The sequence below is a fragment of the Helicobacter ganmani genome (assembly GCF_003364315.1).
GTDB classification, from domain to species: Bacteria; Campylobacterota; Campylobacteria; order Campylobacterales; family Helicobacteraceae; genus Helicobacter_D; species Helicobacter_D ganmani.
On the sequence record NZ_NXLS01000027.1, the window covers coordinates 1 to 687 of the forward strand.

The window sequence follows — 687 nt, forward strand, 5'->3', positions numbered from 1 at the left end:
TACAATCTACAAAAATATTTAATCCCTTATTCAAGGACTCTCTTGCGTATTCTTATCCTTGTGCTTTGTTGCATTCATTTAACTTTTGGCTTTCGCGTTCAATCCCTCCAAGAACTCCACAATCAAAATGTAATCCGACAACAATTTGAGGAATCTTGCGGAGCTTCCTCTCTTGCCACACTCTTAAATCTTTTTGGAATCAAACAATACCAAGAACAAGAGATTTTAAATGTATTAAACCAAAAAACAGATATGTTAAGCTTCCAAGAACTGCAAAAAGCAGCCACTATTTTGGGATATGATACAAAAGGATTCCAACTCTCAAGAGAGATTTTACAGCGCACCGCTTATCCTTTGCTTGTGAGGATAGAAGATGACCCTAGATTTCCTCATTTTGTAGTGATTATGAATTTTAAAGGAGATTTTCTCAAAGTTTTTGACCCAAATTTCGGGGAATATATCAGCACTAAGAAAGAATTTTATTCTATTTGGGATAGGAATCACACAGGGGGATTCGCTCTTGTAGTTACAAACAAAGAAAATTCTAAACCACTTTTACAGGATTTAAAGTTTCCTAGCGAAGTGTTTTTCAGATAATTTGCGATTCTTTATATCAAATTTGGAATACTTATTGCTAGTCCTTAAGCATATAGTTTATTATGTAAGGAATACGAATGCTTAAAAAGA

General features: G+C 33.9%; 1 protein-coding gene. It reads left to right on the forward strand.

What is annotated here, in order from left to right; genetic code table 11:
• Positions 1-60 precede the first annotated feature (60 nt).
• Positions 61-597, forward strand: a complete 537-nt coding sequence (locus tag CQA43_RS09365) for a cysteine peptidase family C39 domain-containing protein (protein WP_245944300.1) — start codon at positions 61-63, stop codon at positions 595-597.
• The last annotated feature ends 90 nt before the right edge of the window (positions 598-687 follow it).